Source organism: Chryseobacterium sp. GM_Chr_2 (genome assembly GCF_026540445.1).
In the GTDB taxonomy this organism is placed as follows: Bacteria; Bacteroidota; Bacteroidia; order Flavobacteriales; family Weeksellaceae; genus Chryseobacterium.
In genome coordinates this window covers 176474-201927 of the sequence record NZ_JALNUD010000010.1, presented here as the reverse complement: position 1 = coordinate 201927, position 25454 = coordinate 176474, and the positions used below count along the sequence as shown (strand labels likewise).

Sequence of the window (25454 nt, the reverse complement as noted above, 5' to 3'; positions counted from 1 at the left end):
TAGATATTTTAATGAACAAAACAGCAGAAAAGCAAGCGCTAATAGATAAAATTGTTGAGGCAATCCAAGATGTAAAAGGGGAAGATATTATGATTTTTGATCTTTCAAAAATTGAAAATTCTGTAGCGGAAACATTCGTAATTTGTAGCGGAAACTCAAACACTCAGGTGTCTGCATTAGCAGGTAACGTTGAGAAAAAAGTAAGAAACGATCTTAAAGACAGACCTTGGCACGTAGAAGGAACTGAGAATTCTATGTGGGTTCTGGTAGATTACGTTTCTGTGGTGGTGCATATTTTCCAAAAAGAAACTCGTGAATATTATGATATTGAAGAACTTTGGGGAGATGCAGAAATCACAAGAATAGAAAATGTATAATTATAAAAAGTATCAATGAACAATAAAGGATTTAACTGGTTTTTTCCGATTGCGATCATAGCTCTTTTGCTATTTTTTATCCCGAATTTTTTCGGTGATAGCAGTGCAAAATCTATAGACGAGGACGAGTTTTTCAAAGTCATGCAAGCCGGGAAAGTTCAGAACATTTTAATATATAAAGACACTGAAAAGGCTGATGTTTTTTTAACTCAAGCTGCTAAAACGGAAATGGTGAACAAAAAAGCCAAAGAAAATGATCCGTTTTCAGCATTTGCCGTAACTCCAAAAGCAGATTACACTGTAAAATACGGAGATCTTCAGCTTTTCCTTCAAAAATTTGATCAGATAAAGGCAACGAATCCTGTTATTAAAACAACCAAAGATTATGGTGCGGGGAAAAGCCCTTTCATGGATATTTTGGTTTCAGCATTCATCTGGATTGCAATTTTAGGAATTTTCTATTTCCTTCTTTTCAGAAAGATGGGCGGTGGAGGAGGTCCTGGCGGACAAATCTTCTCTATCGGAAAATCTAAGGCTAAACTTTTCGACGAAAAAGAAAGAATTCAGGTAACATTTAAGGATGTTGCAGGTTTGGAAGGTGCTAAAGAAGAGGTTCAGGAAGTGGTAGATTTCTTGAAAAACTCAGAAAAATATACAAAACTGGGAGGTAAAATTCCTAAAGGTGTACTTTTGGTAGGGCCTCCAGGAACAGGTAAAACGTTATTGGCGAAAGCGGTAGCGGGTGAAGCTAAAGTTCCATTCTTCTCACTTTCAGGTTCAGATTTCGTAGAAATGTTTGTTGGGGTAGGTGCTTCAAGAGTTAGAGATCTTTTTGCTCAGGCTAAAGCTAAATCTCCTGCAATTATCTTTATTGATGAGATTGATGCAATTGGACGTGCAAGAGGTAAAAACAATTTCTCTGGCGGAAACGACGAAAGAGAAAATACATTGAACCAGCTTCTTACAGAAATGGATGGTTTCGGAACAGATACCAACGTAATTGTAATGGCAGCAACCAACAGAGCAGATATCTTAGATAAAGCTTTGATGAGAGCAGGACGTTTTGACCGTTCCATTTATGTAGACCTTCCGGAATTACACGAAAGAAGACAGATTCTTGATGTTCACTTAAAGAAAATCAAGCTTGATGACAGCGTAGACAGAGATTTCCTTGCAAAACAAACTCCTGGTTTCAGTGGTGCAGATATTGCTAATCTATGTAACGAAGCGGCACTTATTGCAGCTAGAAACAGTCATGAATTTGTAGTGAAACAAGATTTCCTTGATGCTGTAGACAGAATCATCGGTGGTCTTGAGAAGAAAAATAAAGCTATCAAACCTTCTGAAAAGAAAAGAATTGCATACCACGAGGCAGGACACGCAACAGTTTCTTGGCTTACAGAGCATGCTTCTCCGCTATTGAAGGTAACTATCGTACCAAGAGGTCGTTCTCTAGGAGCTGCATGGTACTTACCTGAGGAAAGACAAATCACTACAACAGAACAGTTATTAGACGAAATGTGTTCTCTTTTAGGAGGTAGAGCGGCAGAGCAGGTAGCATTAGGTAACTATTCTACAGGAGCACAGAATGACCTTGAAAGAGCTTTCAAACAGGCAAATTCAATGGTTACGATCTACGGATTGAGCGAAAAAGTAGGACATGTTTCTTACTATGACAGCTCTGGTCAGGCAGATTATTCTTTCTCAAAACCATATTCTGAAAAAACGGCTGAGCTTATTGATGCTGAGATCAAACAATTTGTAAGCGATCAGTATGACAGAGCAATTCAGATTTTAACTGAGAATAAAGATAAGCTTGATGCCTTGGCGAATAAACTTTTAGAAAAAGAAGTTATTTTCCGTGAAGATTTGGAAGAAATATTTGGAAAAAGAGCTTGGGATCCTGAATTAACAGAGAAACCGGTTACCAATACTATTCCTGATACAAAGGAACCAACAGAAGAAATTATTATAAAAGATAAAGTAGAGGATAGCGAAATTCAGGCGCCTGAAAGCCCAACTCAACAGTAATTTTTATAAAGAAATTAAACCATATAAAACCTGACAATAGCTAAATTGTCAGGTTTTTTCATATTTAAAGGGAGATTTTTGGACTGTATTGTAATTAATTCTTTATTTTTGTATAAAGTTGACTAAAAATAAATTAAGTTGAATTTATTCAAGAGGATTGTAAGCAAACTGACCAACCAGCCTGAGGAAGAGGATAAACAGAGCCTGGAAAAGCTAGGGGACTCGCTGAAAAATGCGGATCTCGACTATAAGTTTGCGCAATTATTTACGCATTCGGGAGGATTTTTTAATTATTGTGCGGATGAGGCGGAAGCTCTACAGACTTTAAACCAGATCATCAAAATAGAAGGAATGAGAAATCTCTTCTGTTGGGATAAGGATCTTCAGAACTTTTTGAATGTTGTGAAGACTTCTTACACTTCAGAATTGCAGTCGTCAAATGATGCGGCGTTCATCTCGTGTGAATACCTTATCGCTTATGATGGTAGAATCATGCTTTCGCATAATAATATTCTACATTATCATTCTTCAAGACTGCCAGAAAAAATTATCATTATCGCTAATGTTTCGCAAATCGTGAGCAATCTGAACGATGCCATGAGCAAAATAAAGCGAAACGGAAATATTAAGAATCTTACTTCCATCAGCGGAAGCCAGTCGAAGATGGATACCGTATCCACAGGTAATACAAAACTATTTTTATTGTTGCTTGAAGATTAAGCATCAACTTTCTAAATTTTAAATTTTGGACAAAAATCTTATTCAAAGAACCCTTTCCGGACTTATCTACGTTGCATTTATCATTCTTTGTACTACTCCGTTGGGAGCACAACTCATCAACAGTATTTCTCCGGATCTTGTTAAACAGCAATATTTGTTTTATGGTTTAATAACACTTTTAATGGCTGTCGGTTCTTGGGAGTGTGTAAAGATTATGAAATTCGGAAACGGCTACGAAAAATGGGTTGTTTTCCCGTTGATCGGCTTTATATTTTATATCTTTTCAAAAAGATATTTCCATCACGATTTTTTCTTTGATTTTAGACTGAGTGAAATTCTGGCTTTGCTTTTAATTTTAATCGCAGCAGTTACTTTATTTAAATATCCAAACGAATTATACTTCGATAGCGGAAAATTAATATTCACTGTTATTTATGTGGCACTTCCTTTTAGTTTTGCATTGGGATTGCCGAAGTATTCTACATATGAAGATACTTTCACCTTAGAAGTGCTGTTCCTCTTTATATTGATCTGGAGCAGCGATACCTTTGCTTATTTGGTAGGAAAGTTTTTTGGAAAGCATAAAATGGCTCCGAAAATTTCACCTAAAAAAACTTGGGAAGGGTATATCGGTGGAGTGGTGTTAACTTTAATATTATCTTATTTCATTGAAAAATATCAGCAGGATCTTCGCGGAAACTGGATGGTTGTTGGTTTCTTGGTAGCAGCTTTTGCACCATTAGGAGATTTGGTGGAAAGCCAACTGAAAAGAAATTTCGCCGTAAAAGACAGCGGAAACATCATTCCTGGGCATGGCGGCGTATTAGATAGGCTGGATAGTTTTTTAATCTGCGCGCCTGTCGTATATTTGTACTTTATTTTAGAAAAATTTATTTAATGAAACTGCATAAAGAATCGAAAGGTACGATTACCGTAGCCACCATCCTTTTTGTAATATTGGGTGCTTTAGCTATTTATTTCCTTAAAATGTGGTCGTTGCTGATCATCATGCCGTTGTTGGTGGTTTACAGTTTGGTATTTTGGTTCTTCCGAGTTCCGAATCGTGATATTCTGGAGCACAGAGAAAACGTGATTGCACCTGTAGACGGAAAAGTGGTCATGATAAAAGAGGTAGACGAAGATGAATTCATCAAAGGAAAAGCCATTCAGGTTTCTATCTTTATGTCGCCATTAAACGTGCATATTTGTAGATATCCCGTTTCCGGAGAGGTAATTTACAAAAAGTACCACCCAGGAAAATATTTGGTTGCTTGGCACGAAAAATCGTCTACTGAAAACGAAAGAACAACGGTTGCTGTTCAGAGTTTAACCAATCATAAAGTGGTTTTCAGACAGATTGCAGGATACGTGGCGAGAAGAATTGTTTTCTATTGTAATGAAGGTGATAAAGCAAAAGCGGGACACGAGTTCGGTTTTATTAAATTCGGTTCGAGAATGGACGTATTTTTGCCTTTAGACACAGAAATTATCTGTAAGATCGGAGACATTACCAAAGGTGGTCTGGATGTGATCGCGAAATTAAAAGAGAATTAAAAATATTTTAAATATTTCAGGAAAAGAGTAAACTAAGTTTGCTCTTTTTTTATGCAGTTATAATTGATACAAAAGGTTAATTATTGATTTTGTTGAATAAAGCCTTTGTTTAAAGTATATTTTAATTTAATTAAAAAGAAAGTCAATTAAGATAAGAATGGTTGTAACAAAATAAGTTCTCCGATCATTTAAAACAACCACGTTTGTAATAAAATACTTTCTCCAAATGTTAAAAACAAGGTTGTTTGTCATCTCCGGAGTTCGTATTTTGTTTCAAACAAGTTGCGGGAGATCTTCGGAGTACTTCTGTGAAGCAAAACAAGATTGTTTGTAATCACCTAAGAAATGATGAAGTTGATTATTTAATAAACGTTTTAACCTCTTTTATAAGGTCTAAAACCAATTCTATTGGCAAATCCTCTTGCATATCAATTAAAAGGATTTTAAACTTCTTTCTGCCTTCCTGAAGTAGTAAAGGGTGATCTAGCCGATCGCCGTGGTAAAAACTGATATAATGTTGTTTATGCTTTTTGCTGTAATAGAGATAGCAAAGCATTTTCTTTTTATACTTGAAAAAAGGTAATCCAAAACTCAATGTTTCGGTAATATGTTCCGTATCAGATTCCAGGATCTTTTTGCGTAAAAAAAGAAGAGTACTTCTATCAGGCTCTTCGATTCTGTAGAAATACTCTTGTATTGGGTTCATTTTAAAATTTAATTTAAAATCATTTTAATCAAAATTCTGAAGATCAACCAGCTTGTGATACATTCCTTTTTTGGCGATTAGCTCGTGATGAGTTCCCTGTTCTACGATATCTCCTTTTTCCATTACTACAATCCAATCGGCTTTTTGAATGGTTGAAAGACGGTGAGCAATCACTAGGGAAGTTCTGTTTTCCATCATTTTTTCCAACGCATCCTGAACAAATCTTTCAGATTCTGTGTCTAAAGCAGAGGTTGCTTCATCCAAAATCATGATTGGTGGGTTTTTCAATACCGCTCTTGCGATAGAAACCCTCTGTTTTTGACCTCCGGAAAGTTTTCCTCCATCATCCCCGATATTCGAATCATAACCTTGAGGAAGCGCCGTGATGAATGCATCGGCATTGGCAATTTTTGCCGCAGCAATTACTTCTTCTCTCGTCGCATCTGGTTTACCCATCAAAATATTATTGTAAACCGTATCATTGAATAATACCGATTCCTGAGTAACCATTCCCAACAATTGGCGATATTCCTTTAGTTTTAAATTTTTGATGTTGGTTTTATCGATAAGGATTTCACCTTCCGAAACATCATAAAATCTTGCTAAAAGGTTGGCAATAGTTGTTTTACCACTACCACTTTGCCCTACAAGAGCCACTGTTTTACCTTTCGGAATGCTTAAGCTAAAGTTTTTAAGAATTGTGTGGTCTTTATCATAGTAAAAACCAATATTATTAAATTCAATGGAGTGATCTAATGTTGAAATAGAAACCGGATTGGCAACTTCATCAATTTTCACATCAGCATCTAAAATATCCAACACTCTTTCCAGCGAAGCTTCTCCTTTCTGAACGTTAGAGATTGATTGTGATAAACTTTTTACTGGAGGTAAAATTTGGAAGAAAATTCCTAAGAAAACAAGGAAATCGGCTGGCGAAATGCTCTGTTCTACAATGATTTGTTTTCCTCCGTACCAAGCAATAATTAAGAAGGTAACCGAACCCAAAAATTCGCTCATGGGAGAGGCTAATTCCTTTTTTCTGCCTAATCTGATGGAACTGTCGATCCATTTTTGCATCGACTTCATAAAACGGTTGTCCATTATTTTTTCGGCACTGAAAATCTTAATAACTTTTGTCGATTTTAAAGTTTCATCCACAATAGAAAAAATATTTCCCATCTCGTTTTGCGCTTCGTGAGAATCTTTTTTCAGACTTTTTCCAATCAAAGCGATCATGGTTCCCATTACAGGTAAAACTAAAAGGGAGAAAAGTGTCATTTCTGTACTCAAGAAAAATAAAGTGACCAAAGTACTGATCAACATAAAAGGAGCATTGATTAATTCAACCAAACTTCCTAAAATATTTCCTTCCACTTCACCTACATCATTTGACATACGGGACATTAAATCTCCTTTTCGGCTTTCTGTAAAAAATGAAACGGGTAGAGAAAGAATTTTTCTGTACATCGCTCCACGAAGGTCTTTGGTAACACCTACACGATAATTGATGAGTAAAAAAGATCCCAAATATCTGAAAAGGTTTCTTAATAAGAACATAAAAGCAGTGATGATACAAAGCCAAGCCAAAACATTCAATGCACCATATTGCGTAACCATGCTTTGAACATAATAGTTGGCATACTCTTTTGCATAAGAAAAGAAATCCAGAATCTCTCCTGAATAAACCGGAGCCGTTTTGTATTTTTTAGCTTCAATGGTTCCGAAAAGCATTCCCAAAACCGGAAGAATAGTTCCCAAAGACGCAATTTGAAATACAGAATACATGATGTTGAAGAACAAACTTCCGTAAATGTATTTTTGATGAGGCCTGGCGAACTTTAATATTTTTATATATTGATTCATTCAATGAAAAAATTGGATAGCAAAATTACGTAATTTAAATGATAAGACGTTTTGTGTAACGTTTTACTTTATATAATAGGTGAATATTCTTTTGCTTTTGTTACAGTTTTAGATCAAAATAGGAGGGGAATTGTAATATTTACCTTATGAATAAAATAAAAGACCTTCGCAGGTGAAGGTCTTTGGTTGTCATTAAAATTTTATTAAAACTTTACTGTATCATTATATTTCGGGGCAAAGTTCTTTGTATTAAGCTTTTCAAAAGTCTTTGCGAAATTATTAATAAGGGTTGTAAGATTATCAAAATCCACCACATTTACATCATCGTTAAGTTGGTGATAATGGGTTATTTTGCTCATATCTGCCGTAGAAATAGAATGGGCAATGATCTTCTTTTTCACGAAACTTACATTATCTGATCTGTAAAATAATTGCTCTTTTGCGTACGGATCTGGATATATTTTTAATCCGTTTACCGCATTTTTGTTGAAGAGTTCTGCAAGATCTGAAAATTCATCTCCCGTCATGAAAACTGCATTTTTACCAAACTCAGATTCTGTGGCTACCATTTCAAAATTGAAAAGAGCAGTCATGTTATTATAAATTTTATCTAAATTTTTATCTGTAGAAATAGCTTTTGAACCCAGCATGCCTTTCTCTTCACCATTAAATGCCATAAAAACCATTGAGAAATCAGGCTTTTTATTTTTAAAATAATCTGCAATGCCTACAAAAGTTGTAATTCCGCTGGCATCGTCATCTGCGCCGTTGTAAATAGTGTCGGTTCCTTCTTTTTTGCTAACACCAATATGATCGAAATGCCCTGAAAAGCCTAGATATTTATCCGTTTTACCTTTTTTAACTCCACAAACGTTGTACGCCGTTTTTCCTTTATAATCGAACGGAACTAAATAAGAATTTCCGGTACAGTATTCTAAATTATTTTCTTTAAAAAGTTTAGCAATATAATTGGCGGCATTTTCATTTTCCTGAGTTCCTATTTCGCGACCTTTCATTTCATCCGAAGCCAGTGTTGAAAGCACGGTTTGAACTCTTTCTTTTGAAACTTCCTGAGAAAAAGTGAATATCGAGAAAAGTGAAAAGGTGAGGTAAGTAAGTTTTTTCATTTTAGATCAAATTTAATAAATAATATGTCGCAGTTAAAACAGAAATGTTGCACTTTAATTTTTACTTTTTGCATCTTTCTGAGATTTTAACGTCAGAGCTTTGTCAAAGTTTTAAACTTTGACAAAGCTTTTCAAGCTAAAAAATAAAAAAACAGCTCCTAAAAAGAAGCTGTTCTCACTCAAAAAATCGTTGTAAGGTTATCGAAGTCTGTCTACAGATTTTACGAGCCTCTCATCTTTCTTGATGTAGATGTTTGCGATAAACAAACAAATAATCGCGATCAATGGGAAAATTGGCTCAATACCCTTCTCAGGAATTTGCACTCCTCCGGATAATTTTAGTAACCAGTAAATCAATACACCAATCAACAAAGCGTTTATAATGATGCTGATATTGTTCAGCAAAATTTGTCTTTTTCTGTTGTTGAAGCTGAAAACACTCAGCAATCCAACCAAAACAAGTACCACACAACCTATATTTAACACAGGAATGCTATCGGAAATGATAACATCTTGCCCTGTCACGAACAGGAACACCGCAGCCAAAACTGCTAAAAAAGTCCATATAGTCTGTATTCTTTGTAGCATTGAATATTAAATACTTGGCAAAAGTAATATAAATTTTGCACAATTCAAAAATAAGTGTAGATTTGCATTATACGAATGCACTTGAAAACAACAGTCACCGGACTTACTTTTCTTATTCACAATTAATTACATTTTTTACATTAAATATGTTTAACATTGAAACGTTAAGGTCAAAATCCGTAACGGAGTTGACTAAAATCTTAAAAGATTTGGGCGTTAAAGTTGCAAGGAACAGCAATGAAAATGACAAAATCTTTGCAATTCTTGACTTTCAGGCCTCAAATCCCAAAGTGGCAAAAGATTATTTCAACACCACAGAAACCAGTACGAATACTGAGGAAATAGTAGCGGAAAAACCTGCGAAGGCTCCTGCTAAAAAAGCTGCTCCGAAGAAAACGGCAGCTAAACCGAAAGCAGAAACAAAAGCTCCGGCAGAAACCAAACCAAAGGTTGAGGAAAAACCTGAGGCAGAAGTAAAAGAAGTTGTTTCTGAAGAGCCAAAAGCGGAAGAAGTACAAGCTGAATCTACAGCTACTTCGGAAGCGCAAACTGCAGCAGCACAGCCTAAGCAAAAAAGAAAAAGAGTTTCGCCTACTACGAATGCGGGTAACACAGAAGCTCCTCAGGAGAAAACAGAAGCTCCAAAAAACACAGATTCCGAAGAAGCTGCTCCCGCAGAAGAAAAGCCTAACAACCCTCAACAAAGAAATCAGGCAAGACCTCAAAAAGGACAACACAACAATCCGCATAACAACGGAAATCAAAATAGAAATCAGAACCAGAATCCGAATCAAAACCAAAATCAGAATAGACAGCAACAGCAACAACATTCTGAAAGAGCGGAGGAACATCATGAACAGAAAAAAGAGTTCAGTTTCGACGGAATGGTAAGTATTGAAGGGGTATTGGAAATTTTACCGGATAACTACGGATTTTTACGTTCTTCAGATTTTAGCTATATTTCTTCGCCAGATGATGTGTATGTTTCTACGGCACAGATCAGAAATTTTGGTCTGAAAACAGGAGATACAGTAAGAGGAATTGTAAGACTTCCGAAGGAAGGTGAAAAATATTTCTCTTTATTAAAACCAACAGAAGTAAATGGCCGTGATCTTGCTTTCATTAAAGATCGTGTGGCTTTTGAATATTTAACGCCACTTTTCCCTGAAGAAAAATTCAACCTGGCAGGAAAAGGATCTACAATGGCTACAAGAATTGTGGATTTGATTGCGCCAATTGGGAAAGGACAACGAGCAATGATTGTTGCCCAGCCAAAAACGGGTAAAACAATGTTGTTGAAAGATATTGCGAATTCTATCGCAGCCAATCATCCTGAAGTTTACATGATGGTACTTTTGATCGACGAACGTCCGGAAGAGGTTACCGATATGGAAAGAAGTGTAAATGCAGAAGTTATTGCATCTACATTTGATGAAGCGGCAGATAAGCACGTAAAAGTAGCAAACCTTGTTTTAGCGAAAGCTCAAAGAATGGTAGAATGCGGTCATGATGTAGTGATTCTTTTAGATTCAATTACCAGATTAGCAAGAGCTTACAATACAGTAACGCCGGCATCCGGAAAAGTGTTATCAGGTGGTGTTGATGCCAATGCACTTCACAAACCAAAAAGATTCTTCGGGGCGGCTAGAAAAATTGAAGGGGGCGGATCTTTAACGATTATAGCAACGGCTCTTATTGATACAGGTTCTAAAATGGACGAGGTGATTTTTGAAGAATTCAAAGGAACGGGTAACATGGAACTTCAATTAGACAGAAAAATTGCCAACAGACGAATTTATCCGGCAATTGATCTGGTAGCTTCAAGTACTCGTAGAGATGATTTACTTCTTGATGAAGTTACTTCTCAGAGAATGTGGATTTTAAGAAAATATCTTTCTGAGATGAATCCTATTGAAGCGATGGAATTTGTGAGTAAAAACATCAAAGGAACTCTTAATAACGAAGAATTCCTGATGTCTATGAATAAATAATTAATTTAATTTTGTTAAATGAAAAGCACGGGCAGCAATGTTCGTGCTTTTTGATTTTTTTAGGCGGGAGGATGGATGTTGGAGGCGGGAAGTTTTTAATGACCATGTTTGTTTTTTTGTGGAAAAAATTTTCAATTCAACATTAATTCGACCTCGATAAACTTCCATCCTCCAGCCTCCAACTTCATTACTTAAAAATTTAATTCATTCTAAATCAATATATCAATGTTAAAGATTTATTAAAGTAATCCCCATTGTTTGAAAATAGTTTAAATAATGGTTAAATTTGGGTAATAACATTAAAAATAAAATTATGTCATTTGAATTACCAAAACTAGGATATGCTTACGACGCATTAGAGCCAACTATTGATGCTAAAACTATGGAAATTCACCATACTAAGCACCACCAGGCATATATCGACAATTTAAATAATGCAATTAAAGGAACTGACCTAGAAGGAAAAACAATAGAAGAAATCAACCAGACTGGAACTGATAAGCCAGCGGTAAGAAACAATGGAGGAGGGCACTTCAACCACTCTTTATTCTGGGAAATTTTAACTCCTGGGGGAAGCAATGAGCCTGTAGGAAACGTAAAAGCTGCTATCGAAGCTTACGGTGGTCTTGAAAAATTCAAAACTGATTTTTCTGATGCTGCAAAAACAAGATTCGGTTCTGGATGGGCTTGGTTGGTAAAAAATGCTGACGGTTCTGTTTCTATAACTTCTACTCCAAACCAAGACAATCCGTTGATGCCTGTTGCAGACGTGAAAGGTACTCCGGTTTTAGGACTTGACGTTTGGGAGCACGCTTATTATTTAAACTACCAAAACAGAAGACCTGACTATGTGGCAGCGTTTTTCTCTGTGGTAAACTGGGATAAAGTAGAAGAATTATTCAACAAATAATTTTTAGCTATCATAAAAAAGAAAAGGTTCAGAATTACTCTGAACCTTTTTACTTTTAATATCTTACGCTGTCACTTCCGGTTAAGCCGTTCATTTTTAAGCCATATTTCCAATTGACATACGCGAAAACTTGATAGAGCTTATATTCAAACTTAATTCCGTAATTTTCTTTGGGATCATAATCAATCGATGATTCGATGACATTTCTGTATTTTCCTGAGAAATAATAAGAATTCCACTCCGTTACCAACATTGTATTTTTTGTTTTCAAATAAGATTCTGAATATTGATTCATGGGTTTGGCAATGGCATTCAGGAAATAATCAAACTGAGTGTCAATTACAGTGATATCCCATTCTCCATCCTCATTTTTTGAGGGTTTAATTTCTGACTTTTCTTTATCGCTTTTAGATTTGTTTTGCGCGACACAACTAAAAGGGATAAGAGCAATAAAAATAATGAGAAGAAGATTTTTCATATCCTAAATTTACACAAAAAAAGCACTCAAAATGAGTGCTTTAATTTTATTTCTTAACATATTCTTTCTGGACAATTGAAACTGCCGGAAAGTGATCGCTATAACCACCGGTGAACCTGTCACCGTCCCAAGAACGTAAAGGATAGCCTTTCCATTGTCCTTCTTTATTTACTAAATAAGATGGAGCGTAAATTTCGGCCTTGTAAATACTATAAGTTGGAGTCAGTTTTTCTGGAGAGTATAAATTCTTTGAAACAATGATCTGATCAAATAAATTTGGTGCATCTCTGTATGCCAAAGAAGCAACACCTGCTTTGTATAATTTATACATTAAGTTATAATAAGGATATTTATCAGACAATTCACTTGGATCACCCACTGCATTTAAATGTTTTTTCAAACTCGGGCTTACCGGATCATCATTGTAATCTCCCATTGAGAATATTTTAACTCCAGGATTTTCAGCGGTTATCTTTTCCATTTCAGTTTTCAAAACGGTAGCTGCGGTGTTTCTTTTTGCCTGAGAAATTGCTTCGCCACCTCTTCTTGATGGCCAGTGATTCATCAAAACGGCTACTTTTTCACCATCCAATAAACCAATCGCAACTACGATATCTCTTGTGTATTCTCTTCTTCCGTCTTCGTTGAAGATCTTAATTTCTTTTTTATATGAATTTAAAACAGTAAATCTTGCTTTCTGATAAATAATCGCCACATCAATACCTCTGGCATCGTAAGAATTAAAGTGAACAATTCCGTAATTGCTTTTTGCCAAAGCAGGTTGTTTAATTAAATCTTCAATAACCTGTCTGTTTTCAACCTCAATCAATCCGCAGATTGCCGGGTTGTCATTGGTATATTGTCTTCCCAGTTCAGAAATTACTTTCGCTTCGTTTTCTAATTTTTGATTATAAAATTTAGCTCCCCATCTTTTTGGGCTGTTTTCTGTAAATTCATCCGCTAAAATTTGCTTGCGAATTACTTTTTTACCCATTAAAAGCTCATCGTTCCACTCGCCTTTGTAATCTTCAGTTGTTTCAAGATATTTCAAAGAATCTACAGGTACACTTCTGTGAAAAGCAGGGTTTGAAACAGATAATGTTCCATCAATATAATCAGCTGAAGGCACTGTGTCCCAAAGGTTTTCTACGTTCAGGAAACCTACGGCAGCTCTCTTTACTTGTTTCTGTTGCGAGAATGCAAATGTGGAGCAAAAAACAGCAACAGCGATTAAATATTTCTTCATATTCTTAGTATTCAAAAAATTAAGGGGTGTAAAAGTACTAATTTTATATAATATTCAAGGTTAAAAAATTTTAATATACGTTTTTGTGATTAATTAGAAAAAAGGGATTTTTTTAGCATAATGATGGTGCGTTAAGAAAAATTAATAGAATAAAAGGCTAAAAATGTTTGGATTAATGAAAATAGTCCTAAATTTGTTGCCCCTTAAATAAAAAAGGAGTTAAAAACAAGTTTACTATGATTAAAAAACTATCCTTAATCTCTTTGTTTACATTACTTCCTGCGTCTTATTACTTCGCTCAAACTACTGTTTTTGCGTATGTTAAAGATGCTGAAGGTAAGCCATTGGAGAGAGCAGAAGTAGATCTGGCGCAGTCTACAGACGATGTGACTGTGGACAAAATTGGATACTTCCAGTTTGTGGATTTAAAGCCTGGCCATTATCTTATTACCGTTGCAAAACCAAATTTTGAATCTAAAATTTTAGAGTTTGATGTAACTGCTGATGAGAAGAGAAAAGACTTAGGTGTTATTACACTTAATTACAGTTTAGGAACAGATGCAGGAGTTGTTGTAATCGATGATTCTGCAAATGACACTGAAGACGGAGGTTCTGCAATGCAGCCTACGGTAGGACTTTTAAGCTCAGGAAGAGATGCTTTCCAAAATGTTTCCGCTTTTGAACTAGGTGCTTACTGGTTCAGACCAAGAGGGGTAGACAACAGATTTGAGGATGTGGTATTTAATGGTGTTTCTATGTCTAAAAATGATGACGGTAGAATAGATTTTAGTAACTGGGGAGGTCTTAACGATGTTACAAGATATCCTTACGAAAACGTAGACAATATTACGCCTTCAGAATATACTTTCGGTAATTTAGGTGGGGTAGTTTATTACAATACAAGAGCTTCTTCTTACAGAAAGCAAGTATCATTAGCATACTCTTTTACAAACAGAAGTTATCTTCATAGAATAATGGCCACTGCTTCTACCGGGATGACTAAGAATGGTTGGGCATTTACATTCTCTGCAAGTAGAAGATGGGGGGATAATGCAATTATTGATGGGGTTTATCAGGATGCTTTTGCATATTTCGGATCTATTGAAAAGAAATTTAGTGATAGACACTCGATCAACTTAACGGCATTTGGTTCACCAACATACAGAGCATCCAACTCTCCGAATACTCAGGAAGTTTATGACATCATGGGTAAAGATTACAACTCATATTGGGGATGGCAAGATGGTGAGAAGAGAAATTCAAGAATCAGAAAGGTTTTCGAACCGATGTTTATGTTAACTGATTATTTGAAAATCGGTAAAAGCTCTAACTGGACGAACACTGTTTCTTACCAAATCGGTAGCGATGCAAGAAGCAGACTTGATTGGTTCCACGCACCAGATCCAAACCCAACATATTACAGAAAACTACCTAGCTACGGAATTTATACTGTAGATGAATTCAAACAAAGATCTCAAATCGACTGGGCATCTTTATACAATGCCAACTATATCAACAAAACTGATATGAATGGTAATGCAAGAGGTGCTGTTTATAGTGTTGTAGAAGATGTAAATAGAGATAAAACTTTCAACTGGGCATCTCACTTTGATACAAGATTGAAAGATAACTGGAAATTAAACATCAACTTTAATTATCAGAATTTAAAGTCTGACAATTTTAGAAGAGTGAAAGATTTGTTAGGAGCTGATTTTGCTTATAATCTTAATGCTTTCAATAATGATGTAAGATATGATGCAGATAATAGTAATGTAGAAGTAAGAGAAGGAGACAGAACTCAGTATTCTTATGAGTTAACTAGAAATCATTATGCATTAAATGTTTCTTCTGAAGTTGATTTTGCTAAATGGAACTTTGTAGCTTCAATTTTCTCTTCATACTCAGAAGCTTACAGAGAAGGTAATTTCAGAAGCGGAATTGCAAGATTCAGAGATAATTCTAAAGGTAAAAGTTCTGTATACGATGCTTTAGATGCGGGTATTAAAGCGAAAATTACATATAAAATCGACGGTAAAAACTTCATCGTTTATAACGGTACTTTTTTCAGTTTAGCACCTACACTTAACGAGATCTTCATTAACCCAAGAATGGTTGATTATGTAACTCCAGGTGTTAAAAATCAAATGATTAACTCAAATGACTTGAGTTATATCATGAGAGGCCAAATCTTAAAACTAAGATTATCTGGTTATTATACTACCATCAGCAATGCGACTGAAATTTCAAGATATTATGCTGACGTAAATGACGGAACTTTAGGAAACTCATTCAGTACTTTGGTAAACGAAGCAATGAGTGGTGTTAACAAAAGATATATTGGGGCAGAATTAGGTTTCGATGTTAAAATTACACCTACTTTAAACGCTACCGGGGTTGCAAGTGTTGGAGAATATAAATATACCAACAATCCTAATGTTGCTACTTTTGATGACCTTAACGGTTTTAGAGGAACTGATACTTGGGGTAAAGCAAATATCAAAGATTATAAAGTTGCAGGTACTCCTCAAAAGGCATTCTCTTTTGGTTTAAAATATAATTCACCTAAATACTGGTGGGTAGGAGCTTCTGCAAACTATTTGATGGATCAGTATTTAGATCTTTCAGCTTTGAACAAGACTCCGTATATGTATACTAACCCATTAACTAACGATCCTTATCCTGGAGTTACTCCTGAGCTTATTCAGCAAATTACTGCTCAAAAGAAATTTGATGATCAGTTTATGTTGAATGCCAATGCTGGTAAATCTTTCCAATTTGGAAAATACAGAATGGGAATCAGTGTTTCTGTAAATAACATTTTGAATAACAGAAATTATGTAACCGGAGGATTCGAGCAGGGTAGAAACGTAAACTTTGAGGATGCTCTTGCAGATTCTCAGAGAGGGACACCATATTTCGGGCCAAAACTTTGGTATGATAGAGGAAGAACATTCTTTACAAACGTTTATCTAAGATTCTAAAACAACTACTATGAAAAAATATAATTCAATATTAAAATATATTTTCATTGTGATGACTTCTCTATTCATTACAGGATGTGTACATGATGATAAATATAATGATCCTAATCTTGAGAACTATCAGTGTGCTGATCTTGCAAAGACAATGACATTGACAGAACTTAGAGCCAAATATGTAAGCACAGTTTATACTTTCCCTGATAACTCTACAGATGTTGTAGAAGGGTATGTTTCTTCAACTGATGAAACGGGGAATATTTATAAAACAATCTATATTCAGGACAGCCCTACAAATCCTACACAAGGTTTTGTAATCAGTGTAGATATGGTGAGTACTTACACTCAGTATCCTCAAGGATCTAAAATTTATGTAAAATTAGCAGGTCTTTCACTAGGAACTTACGGTGGAGTGGTGCAATTAGGTGTAAAAGATCCTACAAGTACAACTTCAGTTTTGAGAATTCCTGAAAAAGTTGTTCCATCCAAAGTTTTCAGATCTTGTACTGTAAGAGAGAAAATTGTACCTAAAGTAATGACTTTAGCTCAGATGGTTGCAGCAAATGATCAATATATCGGGTGTCTTATCCAGGTTAATAATGCTGAGTTTGATAGCAGAGTATTATGTTCAAACTATGCTCCAAATGGGGTTACAGTAGACAGACGTATTAATGACGGAACTACTACTGCAACAAGAATCGTAAGAAACAGTGGTTATGCTTCTTTCGCAAACCAAATCTTGCCTGCAGGAAATGGTAAATTTGTAGGTATTTACAGTAAGTTTAATACCACTTACCAAATGTATATCAATAAGGTTGAAGATTTAGAAATGACTAAATTCCCTCGTATTGATGGAATTGCTTCTAACCCGTGTGAATTTAGTGAGACAGGTTTAACAGCTAAAACAGTTGCTGATATTAAGCAAATGTATACAGGCGGAAACTGGACTCAGATTACAGGAGATTTCTACGTTAAAGCTCAGGTTGTAGCAAATGATGAAACAGGAAACCTGTACAAGTATGTTTATATTGAAGATGCAACGGGAGGATTAAGAGTAAACATCAACAAGCTTGATTTATATCTTGATAACCGTTTCAGATTAGGAAAAGATGTTTATATTAAACTTAAAAATCTTTATGTAAGAAATGTAAGTGGTGAGATACAATTAGGGAATTTATTTAATAATGGTACTCAATTCGGACAGATAGAAGAAGTTGATATTTATAAATATTTCTTTGATTCAAAAATACCTACAAGAACAGTTGTACCTACAGAAAGAACGATTTCTCAACTTACAAATGCTGATGTTGGTAGATGGATTAAGCTTAAAGACCTTCAGTTTATTGATGGTGATTTAGGTAAAACATATTCAGATGGTACGGGAACTACGAACAGAACGCTGGAAGATTGTTCAGGAAACAAAATTACTTTAAGAACAAGTGGTTTGGCAGATTTCGGTACAAGTGCAACGCCAATGAAACCTGCTTCAACAGAAATTGAAGGTGGTAAAGGTGATGTTTATGCTATCTTAAGTGTATTCAATGGTACTTATCAGCTTTGGATCACAAGATTAGCTAATGTTGATTTGGACAATCCAAGATGTGACGGATCAGTTTATACTCCAATTCCTACAATCTACAGCGACGGATTTGCTGCGGGTGGATTCACTTCGGATTGGACGGTAGTAAACGTTCTTGGAGCTCAGGTTTGGAATACTTCTAACCAAGGAAACGGCTCTAATTACTATGCCATGATGAATGGTTACGTAGGAACAAACAATGCAAACGAAGACTGGTTGATTTCTAAAGCGGTAAGCTTAGTAGGTAAAACGAAGGCTGCTGTATCTTTTACAACTGACGTAAGATACGCTGGAAATGCGCTACAAGTATATGCTACGGATAACTATACAGGAACCCCTTCTACAACTACTTGGACGCAACTATCACCAGTTCTGGATACCAATACAAATGCATTTGGAGACTGGGTAAGTTCTGGAAACGTAGATTTATCTGCCTTCTTAGGTAAAAACGTAAGAATAGCATTTAAATATACTTCTACAACTTCTGCGGCTGCAACATGGGAGATTGATGATTTCAAAATTAAAGCTCAGTAATCGAGTTTAAAATATTTTACTTAAAGGCGAACTAAACGGTTCGTCTTTTTTATTTGGTGAAAAAGTAAATGGGATGAATGAAGAAAAAAATCTATATTTTGTAGTTGCAAATTATTGAAATTTGAATAAATAAAAACCACAACCAAAAAGGCTGTGGTTTGACTAAAGAATTATATCTAACAAACTTAAATATTCAATTATTCATACTTCCAAATACCTGAAATGGTAAGCATTGTTAATCCGGGTTGCTTTTCGCCATAGCTGAAAATCCCTATATATCTTGCATTACAAGAATTACAATCAGTTCCGAAGTATAAAGTAGGTAAGTTATATACCGTTAATTCTCCATAATGAAGAAGATTTTTTGATGTTTCGGTTACCATTTTATTTTTCAATAATTCATCTTTAGATAAAACTTTACCTTCATTATAAATTTGAAAAATAGGAAATCCGGATTCATAAGGCGTTATCGTAATTGTGTTTTCATGACCGCAATTGCAACAAGTGAATGTAGTAATTGCAGAATTTGAAATTTCTTCATTGCTGAAATTACTTTTCGCAACAGAAACCTGTTTTAAAATATTTATTTTTTTTGAAATTGAATACATGATATATTATTGCTGAATAACAGTCCCAACGACATTATTATACTTTCCGCTTGGGCTTTTCTTGATGGTTACTTTAATATAGCCTTCTTCAGCCAGTTTATTCCATGTTTTTTGGTAACCTGTGTTGATGTCGATAGGAATTTTCCACATTGTTTGTTTTCCTTTACCAGCTTGCCCAAACCAAGGAATAATATCTGCCGTTTGACCTTTGAAATTTAATAAATTATTCAATACCTCAATTTCATAATAAAAATCATATTTATCTTCAGTTTGGTTTAAGGCTCTTTGCGTAAAAGTATACGTATAACCGTTGATAATTGGGCTCGTAAAGCTTCCTCCAAGCGTAGGAACTCCAGCGCCGTTGTAAGTGCCGACAGCACCGCTGTATCTGTCATATTTTTGCCCGGCAGTGAAGGTAATATCATCTACAATATTGTATCCTCCGTTTGCCGGTGGCCAGCCTCCATTTAGGTTATTGTCTTTAAATAAAGCTTCCAGTTCAGCCCATCTTGCTGTTCTGTAAAGATCAAATGCCTGACTTCTAAGTGTAGCATTTACAGTTCCGGAAGGGTCATAAGTTGCGGCAAATTCATCTGCATTTTTATAAAAGACGCTTATTACTTCGCTCGATTCGAATTCATCCCTATCTGAACTACAAGCTACAGAAAAAGAAATGGTTGATAATAGTAAAAGATACTTTAGTAAATTTTTCATTGATAGATTCATTGTTTTATTGTTTCGTTTATTCAGTTTTTAGGTAATAATCAGCCATAATTATTCAGAATGAATAACTAAAGCCTAAAAGGCGTCTAAACGGTACAATTGAAAAATATCAATGCAGCAAAAATAAAATAAAATATCAAATTACGGTGAGTTTTATGGGTAAATTATTCCTTTCAACCATTATTAATAGAAAAATTACCCTTAAATACAGTTTATTTTAATGAAATAAAAAATCCCTATCTCAAAACTGAAACAGGGATGTTATTATCTAAATTAAATCTTTATTAAAAAGAAACTTCATTTACCTCTTTTCCTCGTTGGAAATTCATTGTTTTCTGATTTCCTTTGTAAGCAATATTCACAAGATTAATCTGCTTAGGAAAAGCGCTTAAAAGTATCGTATTTTTTATCTTCAAAGTGCTGATATCCGAAACGCCGCCCGTTTCAAAATACACCCAAACAGTTTCTCCGCTCACTTGGCTACCCGTAAAAGTAATCGATTTAGGAGAGCCGTTCACGTACACATCAAAATTATTATTTACGTATTTTTTTACCTCTGCTTCAAAACCTGCGGTGTTGGGATTTATTTTAATGGCATCTGAAATATGACCAGTATTCATCTTTGTGGTAAACTTCAATGTCTTGCTTCCATCAATATAATCCACCTTTGTCATTGAAGAGAAAAAGTCTACATACATAAAACTCATTAACATAAAACATGTTAAAATTCCTGATATATATAAAAGTTTTTTCATCTTAATTAATAGATTTACAATCATCTTTGTTATGTTTAAGTCACAAATAATATGCCAATTAGAAGTTTACATTCACAGAGTACTTATCGTAAAATGCCTTAATGTGCGCTACAGCTTCGTCTGCGGTATCTACCACACGATAAAGATCAAGATCATCTTCGTGTATCATTCCTTCTTTCAGTAAAGTTTCTTTAAACCAACCTAATAATCCGCTCCAGAATTCCGAACCTACCAAAACAATCGGGAATTTTCCAATTTTATTGGTCTGAATTAAAGTTAAAGCCTCCGTAAGTTCATCCAAAGTTCCGAAACCGCCGGGCATTACTACAAACCCTTGAGAATATTTCACAAACATTACTTTTCTCACGAAGAAGTAATCAAAATTCATCGAATATGATTTGTTGATATAAGGATTAAAATGCTGCTCAAAAGGAAGATCAATATTCAATCCGATCGATTTTCCTTGAGCATTGAAAGCACCTTTATTTCCGGCTTCCATAATTCCGGGACCACCGCCAGTGATGATTCCGAAACCAATTTTGGTGATTTTTTCGGCAATCTCAACCGCCATTTCGTAATATTTACTTTCAGGTTTAAGTCTTGCTGAACCAAAAATAGAAACGCAAGGTCCAATTTTAGCCAGCTTTTCGTAGCCGTCTACAAATTCAGCCATCACTTTGAAAACCATCCAGCTGTCTTTGGTAATGGTTTCGTCCCAGGTTTTTTGTCTTAAACTATTATGAAGTTTTGTTTCATTTACATCCAATTCCGGATTTACCAAACTTTCATCTCTTCCATCAATTTCCATCATAAGTTTTTATTTAAAATATTTTTCGGCTTCTATCACAGATTCTGGTCTTCCAACATCGATAAGGATGCTGTCGTGCACAAAACCATGAATATGTTCTGTTAACATCAAATCCAGATATTCTTCCATAACAGAAAATTTGCCTGTTCTTTTTATTTTATCAAAGATCGAAGGGTTGATGCAGTGAACGCCACTAAAAGCAAGTGCTTTAAAGCCTTTGTTAAACTCTGCAAGCCTTTGCTCACCGCTTTGTACATTCAGCCAACCTCTCAATACCATCTCATCATTAAAGAGCAGTTTTCTTGAACTTTCTCTATCAGAAACGGCTAATGTAGCAAAATCTTTTATCTTTTTGTGATACTCTACAAAAGCATTGATATCTATATTCGTTAAGATATCTGCATTCATGATCAGAAAATCTTCCCCAAGATCAAGAAACTTTCTAGCAAAAATCAAGCCGCCTCCAGTTTCCAGCAATTCTTCGCTTTCGTCGGAGATTTCTATTTTACAGTTAAAGTTGTTGTTTTGCTTTAAAAAATCAACAATTTGATTTCCAAAATGATGGATATTGATCACAAAATCATTAATTCCAAAACCTTTAAGATAGTTGATATTTCTTTCCAAAAGCGGAACTCCGTTCACCTTTGCTAATGCTTTCGGATGATGATCTGTAAAAGGTTTGAGTCTTGTTCCTTTTCCTGCTGCGAAAATTAAAGCCTTCATAATTTTATGGGTAATGAGTAATTGGTAATGAGTAATAAATGATTGTGTTTAATTTAAAAACAATAAATAATAAAATATCAACGAAGTTAAAATATTACCTATTGCACATTACTCATTACTTATGATTAAGTTGGTGCTGTTCATCATGATGAAGGCTGATTTCAACTTTTTCACCATATTTTTCTTCAATAAAATGAGCGATTTTAATGGCCGAATATACCGATCTGTGTTGCCCGCCTGTACATCCGAAATTGATCTGAAGGTTTTCAAAACCTCTTTCCAGATAATTATCGATGTTAATAGAAACGATGTTTTTTATTAAATCTAAAAATTTCGGCATTTCAGTTTTTGTTTCAAGATATTCCTGAACGCCAATATCATTTCCTGTTTGAATTTTGTATTCTTCAATTCTTCCGGGGTTTAAAATTCCGCGGCAATCAAATGTAAAACCGCCTCCGTTTCCGGATTCATCTTTTGGAATTCCTCCTTTCTTGTACGAAAAACTGTGTATGTCGATGTGTAGCATTTTCTTTATATTTCTAATTATTTTTATGAACCGTTAAGGTCTATTTAAGAAGTTAAGTTTAATTAAGATTTTTGATAAATCAAAAATTTAGTTTGGAAGTCCTTTAAAATACTCATTAATAAAAGGTTTTAAAGACTTTGTTATATTATCTGTGAAGAAATTAATTAGTAGACCTTGAGGTTTCTTTAAAACTTTCATATAAGTCAATAATTGGGCTTCGTGAATTGGTAAAATTTCTTCAATCGCTTTTAGCTCTACAATTACCATATCATTTACAAGTAAATCAACAATTAATTTAGTTTCAATATCAACTCCTTCATAATTGATGGTTGTATAAAGTTGTTGTTTTACATCATATCCATTTTTAATAAGCTCAATTTTTAAACACTCTTCGTAAATGCTTTCAAGTAAACCTGGTCCGAGCGTTTTGTGAACTTTTATAGCAAAACCAGTAATCTCATAAGATAGTTGTGTAATTTCTTTTTTCGTCATAAAAACTTAATTAAACTTAACTTCTTAAATATAAAACTTAATGGTTTAAAATTTCTTCAATTTTCAACTTCGTTTTTTCTAAACTCAATTGTCCAATCACTTTTTCCAGTTCAGGATAATCTTTCATATTTTCCCAGGTTTGCGTAAACTCTGTGATGTTTTCAATTCCTTTTTCGATACTTGTAATGAAATGTTGCTTCCTCTGAATCAGTCCTCTAAAGCCATAAGCGCCCAAAACCTGTAAAAATCTCATCAATTGAATTGGTTTCACCGAATCTTTTAGTTGAAGTTGAATTTCTTTACTTTCAAACTGATGAATATAAAAATTCAGCATTTCATTTTTAAAATCTTCAGGAAAATTAGCTTTAGCCTGAAATAAAAACGAGATCACATCATACATCAGTGGCCCTTTCATTGCCGACTGATAATCGATAAATGAAACTTCATTCTTATCATTTACCATAATATTTCTCGCCTGAAAATCTCGAATCATAATTCCTTTCGGATTCAAATTTTCGATGAGGTTGACGATGTTTTTGAATTCTTTTAAAAGAGTAGATTTATGATATTCCAGTTCCAAAACGTCGGCTACAAAATTTTTAAAGTAATATAAATCGTGCATTACCGGAAGCTCATCATAACTTTCATATTCGAAAGTTTTAGTGAAATCGATTTTATTTTCTGTCTGAATTTGAAGCGTATAAAGTTTCTGTAAAGTCTGTTTTACCAAAGATTTTACATTGTCTGTTAAACCTTCTCTTGCAATCACTTCTGATAAGGTATTACTTCCCAAAAATTCCTGAACATATATTTTCCGATCTTCGGAAATAGCTAAAATTTTAGGCGAGTTAAGATTTAAATCTGAGAAAATTTTAGAGTAATACAAAAAACTTTCGTTCTCGTGAATATTTTCATTATACGTGATAATATACTTTTCGTTTTCACATTTAGCCAAAAAATTTACCCTCGCGGAGCCGCTTTGAGCCAAAATAGTAAATTCAGAAGATGCTTTACCTATATAATTTTCAAAAAATCGTTTTGCGTATTCGGAAATCATAGTAAGAAACAAATATAGTAATTTACGGGCGAATTTTTATATTTGCATTATGCTAAAGGACTTTAAGCCCGTTTTAGGTATTTTACTGAGGTTCATCATCATTTATCTGGTGTTGCTTTTCGGCTATCAGTTTTATCTGAATACCTTTCAGAATCAGGGATTGGATCCTTTTTCAAGGTTAATCGCCAACCAGGTGATGAGCGTACAGAATAGGGTGGGCTATCCAACTCTGTTGTATGATGATGTGAAAGGGGAGCAGGTTTGGTTTTACGTAAAACAAAGCTATGCGACACGAATGGTAGAAGGCTGTAACGCAGTTTCGGTCATGATTTTGTTTCTGGCTTTTGTCTTTGCGTTTTACAAAGGAGCTAAAACTTTTATTTTTGCTTTTATTGGGCTTATTATACTTTATGTAATGAATGTGCTTAGGATTGTAGGCTTAAATATAGTTGTGAGGGACTTTAGCCAATACGGAAAAATGTCTCACGATTATCTTTTTCCGGCGATAATTTACGGAACGGTAGTTTTGCTTTGGTTGATCTGGATTAAATTTTTTGCACTGAAAAATGAAAATTCTTAGTTGGTTTTTAGTAATAATCGGACTTGTAGGACTTGTAAGCGTAAGAGCGCTTGAAAGTAAAATCTTCTATGATCCCTTTCTTAATTATTTTCATGAGGCGAATAAGCATCTTGATTTTCCTGCTTTCGAATGGGGAAAATTAATTCTTGGATACCTTTTCAGATTTATTTTAAACCTATTTTTTTCCTGTATTATCATTCATTTTTTATTTAAAAATAAGCAATGGACGATTCAAGGAGCGATTCTTATTTCGATCATTTTCCTGATTACTTTCCCAATTTATCTGTATTGTATTTATGACCGATTTGAAATTGGTTATTTATTCTCATTTTATATGAGAAGGTTTGTGATTCAGCCTTTAATCTTGTTGTTGATTGTGCCGATGTTTTATTATAGAAAACAGGTTGAAACAGGCAAAGATTTATCTAAATACGAATAGCACAAATCTCTCAAGCACAAATACCACGAATATTTTCATCAACAGAAATTGGCTTTAGTTA

Annotated in this window: 25 protein-coding genes; 11 read left to right on the top strand and 14 right to left on the bottom strand. The window is 34.6% G+C overall.

The window, feature by feature from the left end; genetic code table 11:
* Window positions 1–11: 11 nt before the first annotated feature.
* The 5 genes from rsfS to OXQ85_RS15780 all read left to right on the top strand — a co-directional run bounded on the left by rsfS (window position 12) and on the right by OXQ85_RS15780 (window position 4682).
* The gene (rsfS, locus tag OXQ85_RS15800; protein WP_267405710.1) at window positions 12–377 is read left to right on the top strand and encodes a ribosome silencing factor; all 366 of its coding nucleotides are present in this window, start codon (window positions 12–14) and stop codon (window positions 375–377) included.
* 15 nt (window positions 378–392) lie between these two features.
* Complete coding sequence (ftsH, locus tag OXQ85_RS15795; RefSeq protein WP_267405708.1) at window positions 393–2408, top strand: ATP-dependent zinc metalloprotease FtsH; 2016 nt, start codon at window positions 393–395, stop codon at window positions 2406–2408.
* Between the two features lie 138 nt (window positions 2409–2546).
* Window positions 2547–3128, top strand: a complete 582-nt coding sequence (locus tag OXQ85_RS15790) for an LUD domain-containing protein (RefSeq protein WP_267405705.1) — start codon at window positions 2547–2549, stop codon at window positions 3126–3128.
* A gap of 25 nt (window positions 3129–3153) precedes the next feature.
* Window positions 3154–4026, top strand: coding sequence for a phosphatidate cytidylyltransferase (locus OXQ85_RS15785; RefSeq protein ID WP_267405704.1), 873 nt, complete (start codon window positions 3154–3156; stop codon window positions 4024–4026).
* Window positions 4026–4682, top strand: a complete 657-nt coding sequence (locus OXQ85_RS15780) for a phosphatidylserine decarboxylase family protein (RefSeq protein WP_267405703.1) — start codon at window positions 4026–4028, stop codon at window positions 4680–4682. The genes OXQ85_RS15785 and OXQ85_RS15780 overlap by 1 nt, the downstream gene beginning before the upstream one ends.
* 358 nt (window positions 4683–5040) lie before the next feature.
* Here the strand turns inward: OXQ85_RS15780 and OXQ85_RS15775 are convergent, their stop codons facing one another.
* The 4 genes from OXQ85_RS15775 to OXQ85_RS15760 form a co-directional block, all read right to left on the bottom strand.
* Window positions 5041–5388: a DUF1801 domain-containing protein gene (locus tag OXQ85_RS15775; protein WP_267405702.1), complete on the bottom strand. Its 348-nt coding sequence runs from the start codon at window positions 5386–5388 to the stop codon at window positions 5041–5043.
* A 24-nt stretch (window positions 5389–5412) separates the two neighbouring features.
* Window positions 5413–7251 carry an ABC transporter ATP-binding protein gene (locus tag OXQ85_RS15770; protein WP_267405700.1) on the bottom strand — a complete coding sequence of 613 codons (1839 nt, stop codon included), beginning with the start codon at window positions 7249–7251 and terminating at the stop codon, window positions 5413–5415.
* A 203-nt stretch (window positions 7252–7454) separates the two neighbouring features.
* Window positions 7455–8378: a M28 family peptidase gene (locus OXQ85_RS15765; protein WP_267405699.1), complete on the bottom strand. Its 924-nt coding sequence runs from the start codon at window positions 8376–8378 to the stop codon at window positions 7455–7457.
* Window positions 8379–8576: 198 nt separating this feature from the next.
* Window positions 8577–8966, bottom strand: a complete 390-nt coding sequence (locus tag OXQ85_RS15760; protein ID WP_267405698.1) for a DUF4293 family protein — start codon at window positions 8964–8966, stop codon at window positions 8577–8579.
* A gap of 146 nt (window positions 8967–9112) precedes the next feature.
* Here OXQ85_RS15760 and rho point away from each other — a divergent pair, with 146 nt between their 5' ends.
* Window positions 9113–10957, top strand: coding sequence for a transcription termination factor Rho (gene rho / locus OXQ85_RS15755; RefSeq protein ID WP_267405695.1), 1845 nt, complete (start codon window positions 9113–9115; stop codon window positions 10955–10957).
* 313 nt (window positions 10958–11270) lie between these two features.
* Window positions 11271–11867, top strand: coding sequence for a superoxide dismutase (locus OXQ85_RS15750; protein WP_267405694.1), 597 nt, complete (start codon window positions 11271–11273; stop codon window positions 11865–11867).
* Window positions 11868–11922: 55 nt separating this feature from the next.
* Here the strand turns inward: OXQ85_RS15750 and OXQ85_RS15745 are convergent, their stop codons facing one another.
* Window positions 11923–12345 (bottom strand): DUF6146 family protein, encoded by a 423-nt coding sequence (locus OXQ85_RS15745; protein WP_267405693.1) that lies wholly within the window; start codon window positions 12343–12345, stop codon window positions 11923–11925.
* 46 nt (window positions 12346–12391) lie between these two features.
* Window positions 12392–13591, bottom strand: coding sequence for an endonuclease (locus OXQ85_RS15740; RefSeq protein WP_267405691.1), 1200 nt, complete (start codon window positions 13589–13591; stop codon window positions 12392–12394).
* A gap of 236 nt (window positions 13592–13827) precedes the next feature.
* Between OXQ85_RS15740 and OXQ85_RS15735 the strand changes: the two genes are divergently transcribed.
* Window positions 13828–16572 (top strand): carboxypeptidase-like regulatory domain-containing protein, encoded by a 2745-nt coding sequence (locus tag OXQ85_RS15735; RefSeq protein WP_267405690.1) that lies wholly within the window; start codon window positions 13828–13830, stop codon window positions 16570–16572.
* A gap of 10 nt (window positions 16573–16582) precedes the next feature.
* Window positions 16583–18682, top strand: coding sequence for a DUF5689 domain-containing protein (locus OXQ85_RS15730; RefSeq protein ID WP_267405688.1), 2100 nt, complete (start codon window positions 16583–16585; stop codon window positions 18680–18682).
* Between the two features lie 197 nt (window positions 18683–18879).
* Here the strand turns inward: OXQ85_RS15730 and OXQ85_RS15725 are convergent, their stop codons facing one another.
* The 8 genes from OXQ85_RS15725 to OXQ85_RS15690 all read right to left on the bottom strand — a co-directional run bounded on the left by OXQ85_RS15725 (window position 18880) and on the right by OXQ85_RS15690 (window position 24374).
* A complete protein-coding gene (locus OXQ85_RS15725) occupies window positions 18880–19290 on the bottom strand; it encodes a hypothetical protein (protein ID WP_267405687.1) in 411 nt (136 codons plus the stop codon).
* A 6-nt stretch (window positions 19291–19296) separates the two neighbouring features.
* Complete coding sequence (locus OXQ85_RS15720) at window positions 19297–20004, bottom strand: glycohydrolase toxin TNT-related protein (RefSeq protein WP_267405686.1); 708 nt, start codon at window positions 20002–20004, stop codon at window positions 19297–19299.
* Window positions 20005–20297: 293 nt separating this feature from the next.
* On the bottom strand, window positions 20298–20768 hold the full coding sequence (locus tag OXQ85_RS15715; protein ID WP_267405685.1) for a DUF6702 family protein: 471 nt from the start codon (window positions 20766–20768) through the stop codon (window positions 20298–20300).
* A gap of 58 nt (window positions 20769–20826) precedes the next feature.
* Window positions 20827–21576 (bottom strand): TIGR00730 family Rossman fold protein, encoded by a 750-nt coding sequence (locus tag OXQ85_RS15710; RefSeq protein WP_267405734.1) that lies wholly within the window; start codon window positions 21574–21576, stop codon window positions 20827–20829.
* A 9-nt stretch (window positions 21577–21585) separates the two neighbouring features.
* The gene (locus OXQ85_RS15705) at window positions 21586–22299 is read right to left on the bottom strand and encodes a nucleotidyltransferase family protein (RefSeq protein ID WP_267405684.1); all 714 of its coding nucleotides are present in this window, start codon (window positions 22297–22299) and stop codon (window positions 21586–21588) included.
* Window positions 22300–22414: 115 nt separating this feature from the next.
* A complete protein-coding gene (locus OXQ85_RS15700) occupies window positions 22415–22825 on the bottom strand; it encodes an RNase adapter RapZ (RefSeq protein WP_267405683.1) in 411 nt (136 codons plus the stop codon).
* 87 nt (window positions 22826–22912) lie between these two features.
* On the bottom strand, window positions 22913–23317 hold the full coding sequence (locus OXQ85_RS15695) for a GxxExxY protein (protein ID WP_267405681.1): 405 nt from the start codon (window positions 23315–23317) through the stop codon (window positions 22913–22915).
* A gap of 37 nt (window positions 23318–23354) precedes the next feature.
* Window positions 23355–24374: a phosphotransferase gene (locus tag OXQ85_RS15690; RefSeq protein WP_267405680.1), complete on the bottom strand. Its 1020-nt coding sequence runs from the start codon at window positions 24372–24374 to the stop codon at window positions 23355–23357.
* Between the two features lie 49 nt (window positions 24375–24423).
* Here OXQ85_RS15690 and xrtF point away from each other — a divergent pair, with 49 nt between their 5' ends.
* Both xrtF and OXQ85_RS15680 read left to right on the top strand, forming a co-directional pair.
* Entirely contained in the window at window positions 24424–24954 is a 531-nt protein-coding gene (gene xrtF / locus OXQ85_RS15685; protein WP_267405679.1) for an exosortase family protein XrtF, read from the top strand.
* Window positions 24941–25393, top strand: coding sequence for an exosortase F system-associated protein (locus tag OXQ85_RS15680; RefSeq protein ID WP_267405678.1), 453 nt, complete (start codon window positions 24941–24943; stop codon window positions 25391–25393). Before xrtF ends, OXQ85_RS15680 begins: the two co-directional genes overlap by 14 nt.
* Window positions 25394–25454: the final 61 nt, after the last annotated feature.